Source organism: Marinomonas alcarazii, from assembly GCF_003208215.1.
GTDB lineage: Bacteria > Pseudomonadota > Gammaproteobacteria > Pseudomonadales > Marinomonadaceae > Marinomonas > Marinomonas alcarazii.
Window position 1 is genome coordinate 100,367 of the sequence record NZ_QKLW01000011.1, and the last position, 15,564, is coordinate 115,930.

16 protein-coding genes are annotated in these 15,564 nt (G+C 43.4%); 11 read left to right on the forward strand and 5 right to left on the reverse strand.

Annotation, left to right across the window (positions count from 1 at the left end; all coding sequences use genetic code 11):
• Window positions 1-70 precede the first annotated feature (70 nt).
• Window positions 71-928 carry an acyl-CoA thioesterase gene (locus DFP75_RS16880; RefSeq protein ID WP_110577221.1) on the forward strand — a complete coding sequence of 286 codons (858 nt, stop codon included), beginning with the start codon at window positions 71-73 and terminating at the stop codon, window positions 926-928.
• Window positions 929-931: 3 nt separating this feature from the next.
• On the opposite strand, the gene queG is transcribed toward DFP75_RS16880, so the two are convergent.
• Together queG and DFP75_RS16890 are read right to left on the reverse strand one after the other, a co-directional pair.
• A complete protein-coding gene (queG, locus tag DFP75_RS16885) occupies window positions 932-2,005 on the reverse strand; it encodes a tRNA epoxyqueuosine(34) reductase QueG (RefSeq protein ID WP_110577222.1) in 1,074 nt (357 codons plus the stop codon).
• Window positions 2,006-2,063: 58 nt separating this feature from the next.
• Window positions 2,064-2,324, reverse strand: coding sequence for a hypothetical protein (locus tag DFP75_RS16890; protein ID WP_110577223.1), 261 nt, complete (start codon window positions 2,322-2,324; stop codon window positions 2,064-2,066).
• 436 nt (window positions 2,325-2,760) lie between these two features.
• Here DFP75_RS16890 and DFP75_RS16895 point away from each other — a divergent pair, with 436 nt between their 5' ends.
• From DFP75_RS16895 to DFP75_RS16905, 3 genes are all read left to right on the forward strand, one after another.
• Window positions 2,761-4,473 carry an acetolactate synthase 3 large subunit gene (locus DFP75_RS16895; RefSeq protein WP_110577224.1) on the forward strand — a complete coding sequence of 571 codons (1,713 nt, stop codon included), beginning with the start codon at window positions 2,761-2,763 and terminating at the stop codon, window positions 4,471-4,473.
• Between the two features lies 1 nt (window position 4,474).
• Window positions 4,475-4,966, forward strand: a complete 492-nt coding sequence (ilvN, locus tag DFP75_RS16900) for an acetolactate synthase small subunit (RefSeq protein ID WP_110577225.1) — start codon at window positions 4,475-4,477, stop codon at window positions 4,964-4,966.
• Between the two features lie 81 nt (window positions 4,967-5,047).
• Entirely contained in the window at window positions 5,048-5,494 is a 447-nt protein-coding gene (locus tag DFP75_RS16905) for an Lrp/AsnC family transcriptional regulator (protein WP_110577226.1), read from the forward strand.
• Here DFP75_RS16905 and DFP75_RS16910 read toward each other — a convergent pair.
• Window positions 5,491-6,366, reverse strand: a complete 876-nt coding sequence (locus DFP75_RS16910) for a DMT family transporter (RefSeq protein ID WP_110577227.1) — start codon at window positions 6,364-6,366, stop codon at window positions 5,491-5,493. The two genes, DFP75_RS16905 and DFP75_RS16910, sit on opposite strands and share 4 nt — an antisense overlap.
• A gap of 301 nt (window positions 6,367-6,667) precedes the next feature.
• Here DFP75_RS16910 and DFP75_RS16915 point away from each other — a divergent pair, with 301 nt between their 5' ends.
• The gene (locus tag DFP75_RS16915; protein ID WP_110577228.1) at window positions 6,668-7,303 is read left to right on the forward strand and encodes a LysE family translocator; all 636 of its coding nucleotides are present in this window, start codon (window positions 6,668-6,670) and stop codon (window positions 7,301-7,303) included.
• A 77-nt stretch (window positions 7,304-7,380) separates the two neighbouring features.
• On the opposite strand, the gene luxS is transcribed toward DFP75_RS16915, so the two are convergent.
• A complete protein-coding gene (gene luxS, locus DFP75_RS16920) occupies window positions 7,381-7,893 on the reverse strand; it encodes an S-ribosylhomocysteine lyase (protein ID WP_110577229.1) in 513 nt (170 codons plus the stop codon).
• A gap of 64 nt (window positions 7,894-7,957) precedes the next feature.
• Window positions 7,958-9,235 carry an L-methionine/branched-chain amino acid transporter gene (gene yjeH, locus DFP75_RS16925; RefSeq protein ID WP_110577230.1) on the reverse strand — a complete coding sequence of 426 codons (1,278 nt, stop codon included), beginning with the start codon at window positions 9,233-9,235 and terminating at the stop codon, window positions 7,958-7,960.
• A 159-nt stretch (window positions 9,236-9,394) separates the two neighbouring features.
• Between yjeH and DFP75_RS16930 the strand changes: the two genes are divergently transcribed.
• From DFP75_RS16930 to DFP75_RS16955, 6 genes are all read left to right on the forward strand, one after another.
• On the forward strand, window positions 9,395-9,823 hold the full coding sequence (locus DFP75_RS16930; RefSeq protein WP_110577231.1) for an Lrp/AsnC family transcriptional regulator: 429 nt from the start codon (window positions 9,395-9,397) through the stop codon (window positions 9,821-9,823).
• 168 nt (window positions 9,824-9,991) lie between these two features.
• Complete coding sequence (locus DFP75_RS16935; protein ID WP_245927087.1) at window positions 9,992-11,608, forward strand: chloride channel protein; 1,617 nt, start codon at window positions 9,992-9,994, stop codon at window positions 11,606-11,608.
• A 91-nt stretch (window positions 11,609-11,699) separates the two neighbouring features.
• Window positions 11,700-12,983, forward strand: a complete 1,284-nt coding sequence (hemL, locus tag DFP75_RS16940) for a glutamate-1-semialdehyde 2,1-aminomutase (RefSeq protein WP_110577233.1) — start codon at window positions 11,700-11,702, stop codon at window positions 12,981-12,983.
• A gap of 29 nt (window positions 12,984-13,012) precedes the next feature.
• Window positions 13,013-13,783: a CDP-diacylglycerol--serine O-phosphatidyltransferase gene (gene pssA, locus DFP75_RS16945; RefSeq protein WP_110577234.1), complete on the forward strand. Its 771-nt coding sequence runs from the start codon at window positions 13,013-13,015 to the stop codon at window positions 13,781-13,783.
• 96 nt (window positions 13,784-13,879) lie between these two features.
• Window positions 13,880-14,872: a protein-methionine-sulfoxide reductase catalytic subunit MsrP gene (gene msrP, locus DFP75_RS16950; RefSeq protein WP_110577235.1), complete on the forward strand. Its 993-nt coding sequence runs from the start codon at window positions 13,880-13,882 to the stop codon at window positions 14,870-14,872.
• A gap of 1 nt (window position 14,873) precedes the next feature.
• Complete coding sequence (locus tag DFP75_RS16955; protein ID WP_110577236.1) at window positions 14,874-15,455, forward strand: protein-methionine-sulfoxide reductase heme-binding subunit MsrQ; 582 nt, start codon at window positions 14,874-14,876, stop codon at window positions 15,453-15,455.
• Window positions 15,456-15,564 lie beyond the last annotated feature (109 nt).

Consider the following 15,564-nt stretch of genomic DNA (forward strand, 5'->3'; position numbering starts at 1 on the left):
GGGTTCAGCCAATGAATAAAATCGCGCGATAATAGACACCATTGCGCTGGGTTAAAAGTAGGAGAAAGAGGTGAGTCAGGTTGTTAAGCATTTAATTGAATTGCTAAAGTTAGAGCGAATTTCAGAGACTCAATTTGTTGGGCGCAGCCAAGACATAGGTTTTCCGAAACTGTTTGGTGGTCAGGTTATTGGTCAGGGTTTGAGTGCTGCGACTCAAACGGTTGACGGTCGATTTCCTCATTCTTTGCATTGCTATTTTTTACGTCCTGGCGACTCGTCCCATCCTATTGAATACGACGTGGAAGTGGTTAGAGATGGTGGAAGCTTCAGTGTAAGGCGAGTAATCGCGTCGCAGTTTGGTAAAAGTATTCTGGCGATGACAGTGTCCTTTCATATAACGGAAGAGGGGCTGGATCATCATGAGGCAATGCCGAATGTTCCTGGGCCTGAATCTTTTAAATCTGAGTTGTCGCTCTATCGAGAGCATGCGGATGAGATTCCATCGAAAGTACGAGATTTATTTACCGCCGATCGGCCGATAGAATATCGCATTGTAGAGAACCAAAATCCGTTTCGTCCGCGTCCCGGTATTGCGAAACGCCATATGTGGATTCGTAGTGTATCGGCTTTGCCTGATGATGCATTGGTACATCAATCTATGCTGGCATACACAACCGATTATGGTTTTATTGAAACGGCCTTGATGCCTCATGGGATTTCGATAGGTAGCCCTTATCTGAACGTAGCGAGCTTAGACCATGCTATTTGGTTCCATCGTCCATTTAGATTGGATGAATGGCTGCTGTATGTGGCGGATTCGCCTTCAGCGAGTGCCGCGAGAGGGTTCGTTCGTGGACAAATTTTTAACCAAAAAGGTGAGCTTGTTGCATCAACTGCTCAAGAAGGTTTGTTGCGTTACTCTCGTTAGCTGTCAATGGTTGTGCTGTTTTAATGCCCAAACGATGTGCTCTTTCACTAATTCAGACGAGTGCGGGAGCGCATTTTCTAGAGCCTGAATAGTGGTTGGGCTGGTGGGGGCGTTGCCCAGTGCTACGGCAATGTTTCGACGCCAGTTTTCAAAGCCTGTTCGACGAATAGGAGAGCCTTCGGTATTTTTTAGGAAGGTTTCTTCGTCCCACTCAAATAATTCAACTAGATCCGCTGAGTCTAGGCTATGTCTTGGTTGAAAGTCGTCTTCCGCTGTGTATTTGGCAAACTTGGTCCAAGGGCATACCAGCTGGCAATCGTCACACCCAAAAATTCGGTTGCCCATTTTACTACGAAGTTCTTCCGGTATAGAGCCTTTATGTTCGATGGTTAGGTAGGAAATACATTTTCCTGCATCCAGTACCCATGGCTCGACAAACGCATCCGTTGGGCATTGGGTCAAACAGGCCGTACAGCTGCCGCAATGCCTTGTCGCGGTGGGCGCATCTACAGGAAGGGGGAGGTTGGTGAAGATCTCGCCAAGTAAAAACCAACTGCCCGCTTTAGGTGTGAGCAAAAGTGTATTTTTACCAATCCAACCCATTCCTGCTTGTTCGGCAATTTGTCTTTCTAGAATGGGAGCGCTGTCGACAAAAGCTCTGTAGCCGTGATCACCGACAGTCTGTTCTATTTTTTTGGCCAGTTGAGTTAAGCGTTTACGAATGAGCTTATGGTAATCACGCCCTAGTGCATAACGAGCAATATAGGCTTTATCTTTGGTTTTAAGACGTTCAACGGTTTCGACCGATTGAGGGAGATAATGCATGCGAAGGGAGATAACACGACGAGTTCCTGGGTGAAGTTGCTCAGGATAAAAACGCATATCACCATGGTTGGCAAGGTAGTCCATACCTGCCTGATAGCCATTATCAAGCCACTTATTATAGTCGTCTTTATGTTGTGCTAGATCTGGCTCGACGATACGAGCTTCGGCAAAACCAAACTCTATTGCCCATGATTTAATATCATCAGCAAGTTGGTTTAGCTCTTCAGGGCTGGATAAAATCAAAGGAAGCAATTGGGTACCGAAACATGGGCGCTAGGCCAGAAAGCAGCCTAGCGTGTAAAACAAAAAATTAGTAAAGCTGTGAATCGCCTTTTACGACGTCCATCAATAGTTTGATGAACTTGCGATCCGCTTCAGTGTGCTCTTCTTGGATTTTTATTGTTGTTTGGTTCGACACTTCTTCGGCAATGCGCTGGTAGGCATTAGGCTGATTGATATTTTCTTTAGCTATTCGGACTAACTCACCAGCGAGTTCTGGGTCCATCAACATTTTACGAAAACAGCGTAGAAATTCGTCAATAATACGTTGTTGGTTCAGCTCATTAGCCATGGTAAAACTCCTAATCAAATTATGTGGCTATGACACCATGAAGCGTGGGCTAGAGCAAGTTTTTATGTGCTTTGTGTTGACAAATCTTAGGTACAAAGACAGAATGGAGCGCTATATAATTCGACAACACCCTGTCGATGACTCCGTTTTATGGGCCACTAGCTCATCTCAATCAGATTTTTTCTGATAAGCACAAGTATAGAATGACGCAATATTGTTATCCTATACTTCTCCTCGCGAAAAGACGCGGGCAGTGTAAAAACTGCGATTTATTGCGTTGAGTGTTCCTACTTTTATTTAAATGTTCTTCGTTTTTAAAAGTTACTTCATTTAGTTTTGCAAACTTCGTTCTATCAACTTTAATCTGCTTGTCGTATGCGGTTACAATGACTGCACTAAAACTAAAAGACAGATAAATACTATAGAGGGTAACAAGGTGGAGTTATTATCCGGTGGTGAAATGATCGCCCGCTTCCTCAAAGATGAGGGAGTTGAATATATCTATGGTTATCCAGGTGGAGCCGCACTTCATATTTACGATGCTTTGCATCGTCAGTCTGATGTGAAGCATATTCTGGTTAGGCATGAACAGGCTGCTACGCACATGGCCGATGGCTATGCACGTGCTACAGGTAAAGCGGGTACCGTTCTCGTAACATCGGGTCCGGGTGCGACCAATACGGTAACGGGTATTGCGACCGCTTATATGGACTCTATTCCTATGGTCATTATCTGTGGTCAGGTAATGAGTTATCTGATCGGTGAAGATGCGTTCCAAGAAACGGATATGATCGGTGTGTCTCGCCCAATTGTGAAGCACAGCTTCACAGTTAAGCATCCTTCTGAAATTCCGATGATCATGAAAAAGGCGTATCACATTGCGACCTCAGGACGTCCGGGCCCAGTTGTGATTGACGTTCCTAAAGACATGACCATGCCTGGTGATAAATACGAATATAAATACCCAGAATCTGTTTCTATTCGATCTTATACCCCACCAACGAAAGGTCATAGCGGTCAAATCAAGAAAGCGGTTGAGCTTCTTCTTGCTGCTAAGCGTCCCATCATCTATGCAGGTGGTGGTGTTATTATGGGTGGTGCATCTGATTACCTAGTAAAGCTGGCGAAATCGTTGAATGTCCCTGTTACTAACACTTTGATGGGCTTGGGCGGATACCCAGGAACAGATAAACAGTTTGTCGGTATGTTGGGAATGCATGGTTCTTACGAAGCGAATATGACAATGCATCACAGCGATGTGATTTTAGCTGTTGGCGCTCGCTTTGATGATCGCGTAACAAATGACCCTGATAAATTCTGTCCGGGCGCGAAAATCATTCATATTGATATTGATCCTGCTGCCATTTCTAAAACCATCCGAGCGGATGTACCAATCGTTGGTCCTGTTCACCAAGTGTTGGAAGAGATGCTGTCCTTGGTTGAAGGTCAAAGCTCAAACACCGAAGCACTTGTTGGCTGGTGGAAGCAAATTAATGAATGGCGTTTAGTGCACGGTGGTCGTTACGACACGAGTAGCGATAAAATTAAGCCACAAGCGGCCATTGAAGCTTGCTGGCGTGCCACTAAAGGTGACGCTTTTGTTGCTTCCGACGTAGGTCAGCATCAAATGTTTGCTGCGCAGTATTACAAATTCGATAAACCAAACCGTTGGGTTAACTCTGGTGGTTTAGGAACAATGGGATTTGGTTTGCCTGCTGCGATGGGTGTGAAGATGAGTTTCCCTGAAGAAACGGTTGTATGTGTAACGGGCGAAGGCAGTATTCAAATGAATATTCAAGAGCTTTCTACCTGTTTGCAATACGGTTTGCCAGTGAAAATTTTGTGCTTGAATAATGGCTATTTAGGCATGGTTCGTCAGTGGCAAGATATGAACTATGAAGGTCGTTACTCAAACTCTTACATGGATTCATTGCCAGACTTTAAAGTATTGATGGATGCTTATCGCCATAAATACGTTGAAATTCGAACTAAAGATGAACTCGATGCCAAGATGGAAGAAGCGTTTGCGATGACAGACCAGTTGGTCTTCATTAACTGTTACGTGGATCCAGAAGAGCATGTGTATCCAATGCAAGTGCCTCGTGGCGCGATGCGCGATATGTTCTTGAGCAAGACGGAGCGTACCTAATATGCGACATATTATTTCTGTATTGATGGAAAACGAGCCGGGTGCTTTGTCGCGAGTAGTTGGTTTGTTCTCTCAGCGTAACTTTAACATTGAATCGTTGAACGTAGCGGCAACGGATGATCCGACGTTATCGCGTTTAACATTGACGACGTTTGGTTCCGATCAGGTTGTCGAGCAAATCACCAAACAACTGAACAAGTTGATAGATGTGGTGAAGCTGGTGGACTTAACTGAAGGTCAACATATTGAGCGTGAATTGATGCTAGTGAAAGTTCGTGCCACTGGTGCTCAACGCGCTGAAGTGAAACGTACGGTTGATATCTTTCGTGGCAACATAGTTGATATGACACCTTCTATTTACACAGTTCAAATCGTAGGTGAATCCGATAAGCTAGACGGATTCTTGCAGGCATTGGGCGGTGCTCATTTGCTTGAAGTGGTTCGAACCGGTGTCTCTGGTATTGCTCGTGGTGAAAAGACATTGTCTTTGTAATCACCTTATAGCTAGATTAAAAAGGCCGCGATTATTCGCGGCTTTTTTATGGAAATCTGATGACGTCACAATGGAGGCTAAATGGATAAGACGAATTGGAAGTTACTTAAACTGCTGGAAGACAACGGCCGTTTGACCTACGCAGAGCTGGGGAAAATGGTTCATCTGACGGCGCCTGCGGTCGCAGAGCGAGTAAGAAAGCTTGAAGAGTCTGGGGTCATTACAGGCTACAGTGCGCAAGTTAATTTAGAGAAAGTAGGTATTCCCATTACCGCTTTAGTGGAGTGCCAAGTTTATCGCACCAAAGAGCGAGAATTTAAAGCGCTCATTATGGATCTGGATGAAGTCATCGAGTGCTATAACGTGACAGGACCTTATGCTTTTATACTTAAAGTCGGCGTAAAGTCTATGTCTAAACTTGATGCATTATTAGAGCGTTTAATTGATTTAAGCGATACCAACACCATGATGATAATGACCACACCAGTTAAGCGCGTCATGCCATTAAATATCGCTCAAGAGGATTAGCTTACCGCGACTTTGGTAGGGATCGCTTTTCTAGGCCATTGGCTAATAATCATTCCGGTCATTATAAAACCACAACCAACCAAAGCGCGGGTTGAAAGAATTTCTTCCATAAATATCCATCCGCCTAATACGGCAAATACCGCTTCGGACGACAGAATAAGTGCGCTTACGCTGGGGGAAACATTTTTTTGTCCCAATGTTTGCAGTGTGAAGGCAATGCCTGATGAAGCAACGCCGGCATAAACTAACGGCCACCAGGCCATTTTGATGCCTTCAATTGTGGGGGGTTCCAATGTGAAAGCGGTGAGTGCGGCTAGTACTGTTGCCACGGAAAACTGTACGATAGACAGTGGTAAAGCCGATACATATCGAGATAAATAACTTATCAATAAGACATGTCCTGTCCAAAAAAAGGTACCTAGGAGTTCTATCGCGTCGCCTTTGTTGACAGATAGGTTTGGCCCAACAGTCAAACTGTATAGTCCAATTAACGCAAGCCCAACGCCAACCCAAGTATGTCTTTCGGTTTTATGACCCAGCATAAGCCCTAAAATAGGCACGAACACAATGTACATGCTGGTGATAAAGCCTGCATTACCTGCTGTAGTGTATTGCAAGCCTATTTGTTGGCAGGTAAAGCCTAAAAACAAACAACTTCCCGCAGCTAAGCCACCTAACCACAATTTGCTATTGTTCTGGGATTGTTTGATTTTAAAGATCAACAGTAGAGGTAAAAGCGATAAGGTAGCTAATAGAAAACGTACAGCGTTAAAACTGTGTGGTCCAAGACTTTCCATGCCTACGCTCTGGGCGACAAAGGCAAAACCCCAAATGGCAGCGGTGGCCCATAAAAAAACATGTGAAATAGACATAGTGACTCTCTGGTTAGTGGTAATGGAATGGCTATTTTACGGATGGGGGGTGTTTTTCCACAGTTGAAATAAAAGCTTCTGAGTGAGTTTGGCTTTGGAAAAAAAATAAATTTAAGCTTTTGCTTTACTAAATGAAGGGAGTTAACTATTTGATTTTAAACCCGCTTAATACATTCATTGTTTGATAGTCGAAAAGGTTAAAAAATAGGCTGACATGTGTGTTGTTTAATTGTACAGTGGCGCCCAATTTCAGGGTGTAATGGCACCATCCCACAGGTATATATTAAGAGATTCCGTTGTTATGACATTCAGTGTTTGGTTGGCAACCGCGCCGTTATTAATGTTGCTTTCGTTAGGGCCTGGTCCCAATAATTTTACAGCGATGCATAATGGCATTCAGGTTGGGGCAACAAAAGCGGTTATTGCTGTGGTTGGTCGAAACTGTGCGTTTAGTCTTTTGATGTTGGTTTCTGCGCTAGGATTGGGTGCAATCATCGTCTCTTCAGCCTTCTGGTTTGGTGTTATTAAGTGGTTTGGTGTTGCTTATTTATTTTATGTTGGTATCAAAACATGGCGAAGTGCTGCCATTGTTCTTGAGGAGCATGAAAGTGAGATAGGCACCAAGGCAAAACGCGGACATTTTGCGAGAATGCGTCAGGAGTTTTTGGTTGCGATTGGCAATCCTAAAGCGGTATTGCTATTTACGGCAATTTTTCCTCAGCTTCTCGATCTTAGTCAGCCTGTTCCTATGCAATTTTTCTGGATGGGATTAACATTTTGCTGTACTGAGTTTATCGCGGCTTATGTTTATGCGATGAGTGGTAAGCAAATTCGACGTTTGATTCGTAGCCCGAATGGCATGAAAAATCTTAATCGTGGTATGGGAAGTGTGTTTGTTGCAGCGAGTGCTTTTTTAGCAACAGCGACGCGTTCTTAAGGTCAATATTCTTTCTTGAACTCAATAAAAAAGGTGGCATATAGCCACCTTTTTTATTTTGGTGCATCGAAAGGCGCTTAGCTGTGCTCTTTTAAGAACTCTTCGCTTAGGTAGAGTTCTTCGTTGCTGTTCACTTTCACGTCACGGTCTAGAATCATTTTCGCGATTTCTTGCGCTTCTTCTAGTGAGTGCATTTCGTAAGTGCCGCACTGATATTCGTTCAGCTCTGGAATATCGGCTTTGGCTTTCACTTTCAATACATCTTCCATTGCCGCTTTCCAAGAAGCCGCAACCGCTTCTTCTGAAGGGGTGCCGATCAAGCTCATGTAGAAACCCGTACGGCAGCCCATTGGGGAAATGTCGATGATCTCTACATTGTCACTGTTTAGGTGTTCACGCATAAAACCAGCAAATAAATGCTCTAGTGTGTGAATGCCTTTCTCTGAAAGAATTTCTTCATTTGGCACACAGAAGCGTAAATCAAATACTGTGATGTCATCACCCTTAGGTGTGGACATAGACTTAGCAACGCGAACTGCTGGCGCGTCCATACGAGTGTGATCGACACGAAAACTGTCTAATAATGGCATAAAAACTCTCCTGCTTAACTTAACGAAATCATCGTTGCTGTTTTAATGATGATATTAATAGGCGTTATTGTACATGAAGTTTTGAATCTTTGATTGGGCTTTTTGGTGACTTCAAAGATTCATAGCTGAGGGCCAAACAAAAAGCGATAACAGCGAATAGTATGCTTTGGCCAATGAAAAGTACCATGAAGCCACAGCTCATTAGGGCAAGCATGGCCAGTATTTGAGTGACTCGATTAACCAGTTTGAATGCGGCAATACAGGTGAGTGTGTAAATTAGCAAAAAACTACCGTTTGTCATTTCAATAAACCACGACATCTTCCAGCCCGATAGTTCAGAAAACACAATAGAGAATAGTGTAATAACACCCACCAACAGGACGGCTCTTTCTGGCGAGCCATTTTTATTCAGTCTGATAAAGGACTTGGGCAGTGCACCTTGCTGCGCCATGGATTGCACCATGCGAGAGAAGCCTAGAATGTAAATGGCTACATTAGCGAAGGCGATTATATAAGCACCGGCTGCAAAGAACCGGCTACTGGTTTCGCCCATGAGTTTACTTACTAAAAGCGCTAAAGACTGGCTATTGGTAACCTCATCGCCATAAGTATGGTGCCAAGCGATAAGCAGCACCAAGCTTAGGTAGGCAAGAATAACGATGGTGATGCCACCTAATAAGGCGATTGGGAAATCTCTGGTTGGGTTTTTAAACTCAGCGCCCATATGAGCCATGACTTCAATGCCTAAAAAACACCAAAATATAACGCCTGTTGCGTATAGAGTTTGCTGCCATTCTGAACTCGTTATCGGTGCCTCTATTACTTGGCGGCTATCGGCAATGTCGCCAATAAAACATAGCCATACAATGGTTGCAATCATCACAATGACGACACCTGTTTGAAAGCGAGCCGAAGTTTGCATGCCTACGATGGCAAAGAACAGCATGCCAGCCAGAGTGACGAGGCTGAAGGCGAGAATCCATTCGTCTGGCGCTTTAAATATAATGATTAAGTACGCTGCGGCGACCTTGATGGCAACCGCCGGGCCGACTAATAAGATACTTAAAAACAACCAGCCGACAGCTTTTTCATAACGTGAACCAAATGCACGCCCAATATAATGAGATGCCCCGCCAGCAGAAGGGTATTTAGAACCAAGCAAAGCAAAAATAAAGGCAATGGGGATAATCATGGTGGCGGTAATTAACCAAGCATAAAAAGCAAAGGAACCAGCCTGCGCGACCGACATAGCAGGTAAGATCATTAGCCCTGTTCCGATAAAGGTGGTTACTGTCATTGCAATGCCCTGAAGAGGGCCAAGAGTTTTTTGATATTGCGTCATGAGTTTTGCCTGTACTTGTTAAATTCAGTGGCTGTTATTTATTGCTGCTAAGGATAAAATACTTACATTATCGATACGCTATGCAAGTTGACCCCATTAAGGCGCATTTTGCCGGAATGACCGTCAAGTTGAGTGATTATGTTTTACAAGGGGGCTTGAGTGGCCGATCACTATGATCAAAAAATTTTAGCGTTGCTGGTAGATGATGCTCGAATGTCAGTGTCTGATATCAGTCGCCAAGTGAATTTATCACGCTCGGCAGTGACTGAACGAATTCGTCGCATGGAAGATAATCGAACTATTACTGGCTATCACGCCCATACGTCAGTTTCAAAAGAAAAAGGGGTTAGTGCCTATATTGCTCTGACATTTCGACCTTTATCCTGCGATCAAGTCTTACCTTTGATTAACAGTATTCCAGAAGTTAAATTAGCTCATTCAATTAGTGGCGATCTTGATTTGCTGTTGTTAGTGCAAGCATCATCAATGGATAGGTTGAATGAAATACGTGAAAAAATGGAGACGTGGCCTAATCTACACAAAGTGGTGACACATATGTGCCTTGCTCAACGATTAGATCGTTGGTGAGTGGTGTTAGCTCGACTGCTTGATTGAATGAACGTGTCCTAATAATGGAGAGGCCTTCTGAAACGATTAAATTTAAGGGAAAACTGGTCTGCTAAAGTCAAATCTTATGATGATTTGTTGGTTCTGGCGGCTCTTGGTGCTTTTTGCGGATTGTTAAGTGGTCTTTTGATGGCGTTTTTCTACGCTGTGATCTATTTGCCTACTCGATCCTTGATTGGCTCTGATTTTGATTCGTTTGAGCTGCTGTCGGTTGAATGGCGTATTGGGCTTTCTCTTTCTGCTTGTGTTGTTTTGGCGCTGCTTTTTACTGTTGTACCTCGTAAGTTGCAAAAAGTCGGTGTCCCTTATGTGATTGAACGTTTAAATCATCATCATGGAAACTTGCCTGTATGGAATGCGGTTGTACAGTTTTTCTCTGCGGCAATCGCTTTGGTTGGTGGTCTTTCTATTGGTAAAGAGGGCCCAGCGGTTCATCTTGGGGCAACGCTTGGTGGCTACTTAGCTGAGAAGGCTAAGTTGCCTCAATACGGTGTGGAAACGTTATTAGCTTGTGGCGTTGCTGGAGCCATTTCGGCAATATTTCAAACGCCTTTAGCGGGCGTTCTGTTTGCTTTCGAGGTTATCTTTCTCGAGTACCGACAGCGTTATGTCTTGCCTGTATTACTGTCTTCGGTCATTGCTACCATAGTGAGTCATTATGTCATTGGGCCGCTGGATATTTTTAGTATTGAAAGTATCTCCTCTGTGTTGCTTTCAACGGACTTGTTTGTTGCTTGTTCTATTTTAGTTGTTGTTATTGTATTGCTATCGGCATTATTTCTTCACACTCAAAAAAGCCTGTGGCGTTTTAGTGGAGTGTCTATTTGGTGGCGTTTTTTGTTGGTCGCGATTGCTACGACATTGGCGGCGATTTATTTACCTGAGTCGTTAGGAAGTGGCTACCTTTCTCTTTCTCGTTTGCTATCGGGCGATTTGGTCCTTTATTCTTTGTTGCTGTTAATTGTGGTTAAAACGGTTTTGACTGCTCTTACTATTGGTTTAGGTATTCCAGGTGGCATGATTGGACCGACTTTTATCATCGGGGGCTTGGCTGGTGTTCAAGTCGCTTTAGTGTTTGATAATAATGTAGCGGATATTGCTTTGTTTGCTCTATTAGGCATGGCCGCAATGATGGCGGCCTGCTTTCAAGCACCACTTACGGCATTGGTTGCTATTATAGAAATGACACACTCGTCTGCGGCTATTGTTCCAGCTTTGTTTGTTATCGTGTTGGCTTGCTTGCTAGTGCGAGTGTTTTGTCATCAAGAATCGGTTTTTGTTGAAAGGTTAAGTTTTATGGGAATGTCTTCGACAATATCCCCTTTTCAACGCTACCTTCGACACCATACAGTTAAGCCCGTTGCTGAAGAAGTATTGATGTTCCCTGAGGTCGTTTCTATTGAGCGGGTGAAGGATTTAGCATCAAGTATGGTAGACTATATCGCTTTCGAACATGGTGATGAGCTACGCTTGCTTAGACGAAAAGCGGTATTAGATGCATTGATAATGCTAGATCAGGGTCCACAAATTTGGTTGGTTTCGGAAGAGGATAAAGTGAAGATGAACTTATCTTTGGCGTTAGATTCCGTAAGTATACCAGTGATAGATGAACCTTCATCATTAGAGGCTATGTTGGCTTGGTTTCAAGAAACCGGTTTGACTGAGGTGTTGGTATCGACATCAAGTGACTCTTATAGTTTGGTATCTCGTCACCGTGTGGATCAATTTTTACTGAAAAGTGACTAGTGCACTTTTTTATTAAATTTTTTATGGGCAATTGCTTACTATTTTGAAGCTTGTTTGCCTTTGTATTTTATTAGCTATGGGATTTAAAAATATGAGTCGTTCTGAAGATCTATACGCACGCGCCCAACACCGTATTCCTGGAGGCGTAAACTCTCCAGTAAGAGCTTTTAATGGTGTAGGTGGAACGCCTGTTTTCTTCGAGCGTGGAGAAGGGGCTTATGTTTATGATGAAGATAAAAAATCATACATAGATTATGTTGGATCATGGGGGCCGATGATTTTGGGCCATTCTCACCCAGATGTTTTGGATGCGGTTAGACAACAATTGGATTTCGGATTGAGTTTTGGTGCTCCGACAGAAGTTGAAATCACTATGGCGGAAAAAGTATGTGAACTTGTTCCATCCATGGATATGGTCCGTATGGTGAACTCTGGCACGGAAGCGACTATGAGTGCGATTCGTTTGGCTCGTGGTTATACCGGACGAGATAAAATCGTTAAGTTTGAAGGTTGTTACCATGGGCATTCTGATTCATTGCTGGTAAAAGCTGGTTCTGGCGCATTAACTCTTGGTGTGCCGAACTCGCCTGGTGTGCCAGCCGATCTAGCAAAACATACGATCACATTGCAATACAATGATATCGAAGAAGTGACTCGCTGCTTTGCAGAGATAGGGGATCAAATCGCTTGTATTATTGTCGAACCAGTTGCAGGCAATATGAACTGTATTTTACCTGTCGAAGGGTTTCTTGAAACATTGCGTAAAGTGTGTGATGAATCCGGTGCGGTTCTCATTTTTGACGAGGTGATGACAGGTTTCCGTGTCGCTCTTGGTGGTGCTCAGGATCACTTTGGTATCGTTCCAGATCTGACAACCTTAGGTAAGGTTATTGGCGCTGGAATGCCGGTCGGTGCTTTTGGTGGTAAACGTGAGATTATGGAGTGTATTTCTCCGTTAGGGCCTGTTTATCAAGCGGGTACTCTGTCTGGTAACCCTGTTGCTATGGTTGCGGGCTTGGCTGTACTGAACAAAATCAGTGAAGACGGTTTTCATCAGGCATTAGGGGCTAAAGCTGAACGTTTGGTATCTGGATTGAAAAAAGCGGCTGATGCGGCGGGCGTACCTTTTTGCGTTGTGAGTGTCGGTGGAATGTTTGGCTTTTTCTTTACTGAAGCGCAAGAGGTTACGACATTTGCAGATGTGCAGAAATGTGATTTAGCTAAATTTAAAGCATTTTTCCACTATATGTTGGAGGAGGGTGTGTATTTTGCCCCTGCAGCGTTCGAGGCTGGTTTTATCTCTCAAGCTCATACAGAAGAAGACATCGATTACACTATCGAAGCCGCAAAGCGTTCTTTTGCTAAGCTAGTATAAATAGTTTTTAAAGAAGGAAGGTTTCTAACATGTCTATAGAAGATGTGAAAAAAGCACCTGTCGATGAAATCGAAGATGTGGATTTAGGTGATGAAAAAAAGCAGCCGCATAAAGGGGTTTACTTGTTGCCTAACTTGTTTACCACGGCGGCACTGTTTTCTGGCTTTTACTCCATTATTGCAGCGATGAACGAAAACTTTACCTATGCCGCAGTCGCCATTTTTATTTCAATGGTGTTTGATGGTTTAGACGGTCGTGTTGCTCGTTTGACTCATACTCAAAGCGCGTTTGGTGCTGAGTATGATTCATTGGCTGATATGGTCTCCTTTGGTATAGCTCCTGCGCTTGTTGTATTTACTTGGTCTTTAGCGCCACTGGGTAAAATAGGCTGGGTTGCTGCCTTTATTTACGCTGTTGGCGCCGCACTTCGTCTGGCCCGGTTTAATACTATGTTGGGGGTAGAAGAGAAACGATATTTCACTGGTCTACCTAGTCCTGCTGCAGCCGCTCTGGTTGCTGGTGTTATATGGGCGGCTAATGATAATGGCTTTTCAGGGCAAAGTATGGCCACGTTGATGGCGTTACTTGTGCCTATTACTGGCTTATTGATGGTTAGTAATGTGAAGTACCGCAGCTTCAAAGATCTCAATTTAAAAGGGCGAGTTCCTTTTGTTGTTCTCCTGATTGCTGTGTTGGTATTCGTTTTGGTCACTCTTCAACCCGCGTTGGTTTTGATGAGCGTGTTTTGCCTTTACGGTTTATCGGGGCCGCTTGGGATCGTATTTAAGCGATTCCGCTAGATGATGTACAAAAAAGCATTCATTTTTAATGAATGCTTTTTTGAACTAGTGCCATAGCTTCTTGTCAATAATTCTAACGATAGAAGAGGACATGCTATGTTAATTTTTAATAAGAAAGCGTCAGACTGTTCTGAGTCAGAGGTGACAGATAAATCTGTTTACTTGAATCGTCGCCAATTTATGAAAACAACCGGCGGAATTGTTTTGGGTGCCGGTGCTATTGGTCAAGTATCTGCAGCTCTTCAGGACGGTAACCCTCTGTCTCCGCCTATCTCCTTGAAGCCTTATTTTGAAAACATTACCGAAACCTCCTTCGGTAAAGACGATAAAATCTCTCCTTATGATGTTGCGACTTCCTACAATAATTTTTACGAGTTTGGTTATGGAAAAAGTGACCCTAAAGATCGTTCTTCTGAGTTTCAAACAACGCCATGGACCATTACCGTAGAAGGTGAAGCTGGCAAGACCGGTGTCTTTGATCTTGAGGATATTATAAAAGAGTCGATGCTGGAGGAGCGAATCTATCGACTCCGTTGTGTAGAAGCTTGGTCTATGGTTATTCCTTGGGTCGGTGTGCCTCTTGCGGATGTCCTAAAGCGGTTCGAACCAACTTCAAAAGCCAAATATGTGTATTTCGAAACTTTATATGATCCCAAACAAATGCCAGGTCAGCGAAGTGGTGGACTGGATTGGCCATATCGAGAAGGCTTGCGTATTGATGAGGCTATGAATCCCTTGGCACTACTTGCAGTGGGCATGTACGGAAGTATATTGCCGAATCAAAATGGCGCTCCGGTTAGATTGGTTTTGCCTTGGAAGTATGGCTTCAAAAGTATTAAGTCTATTGTGAAAATTCGATTTGTTGAGGAAATGCCCAAAACAACCTGGGCTATGTTGGCTCCTAATGAATATGGCTTTTATGCCAATGTAAATCCTAATGTGGATCACCCTCGCTGGTCGCAAAAACAAGAGAGGCGATTGCCTGGTGGTGTTCTTTTTCCTAATGTCATTGAAACAAAGATGTTTAATGGTTACGAAGAAGAGGTTGGGTCTTTGTATGCAGGCATGGATCTGAAAAGGTTTTATTAATATGGCAGCGTTCTGGGATAGAAGAGAAAAGCCATATGTCTTGATTGTGTTTGCTTTGCCATTTGTATGGATGTTTAGCTCACTATTAATGGGGCAGTACTTTCCAGATCCTGGTAAATTACTGATGAGGCTTAGTGGTATCTGGGCATCTGTCTTTGTTGTTGCTGTAATGGCAATGACATTGATTGGTAAGTTCAAGCCATTGAAAGCGATTAATCGTTATCGTCGTTTTATTGGATTAACGGCTTTTTTTTATGGGTTACTTCACTTTGTTATTTATTTGGTTTTATTTGCCGGCTTGAGTTGGACTTGGATTAGCTCCGATTTAGTTGAGAAACCGTATATTTATGTCGGTGTAGCGGCTTTGTTGATTATGGCTGTGTTAGCCATCACTAGTACGAAAAAAATGGTGCGGGCGTTAGGCAAGAAATGGAAACCTTTGCATCGTTTGATGTATGTTGCTGCCATAGGGGTTATTGCACATCTTTGGTGGCAGGTGAAAGATGACGTATCCTTGGCAGTCTATTTTTCCGTATTACTCGTTCCTTTGCTAATAGTAAAAATCCCTACATTGCCCACTTAATAAAAAACTTTTTAATAAAAAGTGAAAAAAGAGCTTGCGCTAAAAAATTCAGAATGTATTATACGCCCCCACTGACACGGAGAACAACGCAAGCGAAGGTTTGCACTTA

Bases quoted from the DNA above. Each gene is read 5' to 3' on its own strand.
- luxS (WP_110577229.1), bottom strand. From the start codon at position 7,893: ATGCCATTATTAGACAGTTTTCGTGTCGATCACACTCGTATGGACGCG.
- DFP75_RS16905 (WP_110577226.1), top strand. From the start codon at position 5,048: ATGGATAAGACGAATTGGAAGTTACTTAAACTGCTGGAAGACAACGGC.
- ilvN (WP_110577225.1), top strand. From the start codon at position 4,475: ATGCGACATATTATTTCTGTATTGATGGAAAACGAGCCGGGTGCTTTG.
- DFP75_RS16955 (WP_110577236.1), top strand. From the start codon at position 14,874: ATGGCAGCGTTCTGGGATAGAAGAGAAAAGCCATATGTCTTGATTGTG.
- hemL (WP_110577233.1), top strand. From the start codon at position 11,700: ATGAGTCGTTCTGAAGATCTATACGCACGCGCCCAACACCGTATTCCT.
- DFP75_RS16935 (WP_245927087.1), top strand. From the start codon at position 9,992: ATGGCGTTTTTCTACGCTGTGATCTATTTGCCTACTCGATCCTTGATT.
- DFP75_RS16915 (WP_110577228.1), top strand. From the start codon at position 6,668: ATGACATTCAGTGTTTGGTTGGCAACCGCGCCGTTATTAATGTTGCTT.
- yjeH (WP_110577230.1), bottom strand. From the start codon at position 9,235: ATGACGCAATATCAAAAAACTCTTGGCCCTCTTCAGGGCATTGCAATG.
- DFP75_RS16910 (WP_110577227.1), bottom strand. From the start codon at position 6,366: ATGTCTATTTCACATGTTTTTTTATGGGCCACCGCTGCCATTTGGGGT.
- pssA (WP_110577234.1), top strand. From the start codon at position 13,013: ATGTCTATAGAAGATGTGAAAAAAGCACCTGTCGATGAAATCGAAGAT.
- DFP75_RS16890 (WP_110577223.1), bottom strand. From the start codon at position 2,324: ATGGCTAATGAGCTGAACCAACAACGTATTATTGACGAATTTCTACGC.
- msrP (WP_110577235.1), top strand. From the start codon at position 13,880: ATGTTAATTTTTAATAAGAAAGCGTCAGACTGTTCTGAGTCAGAGGTG.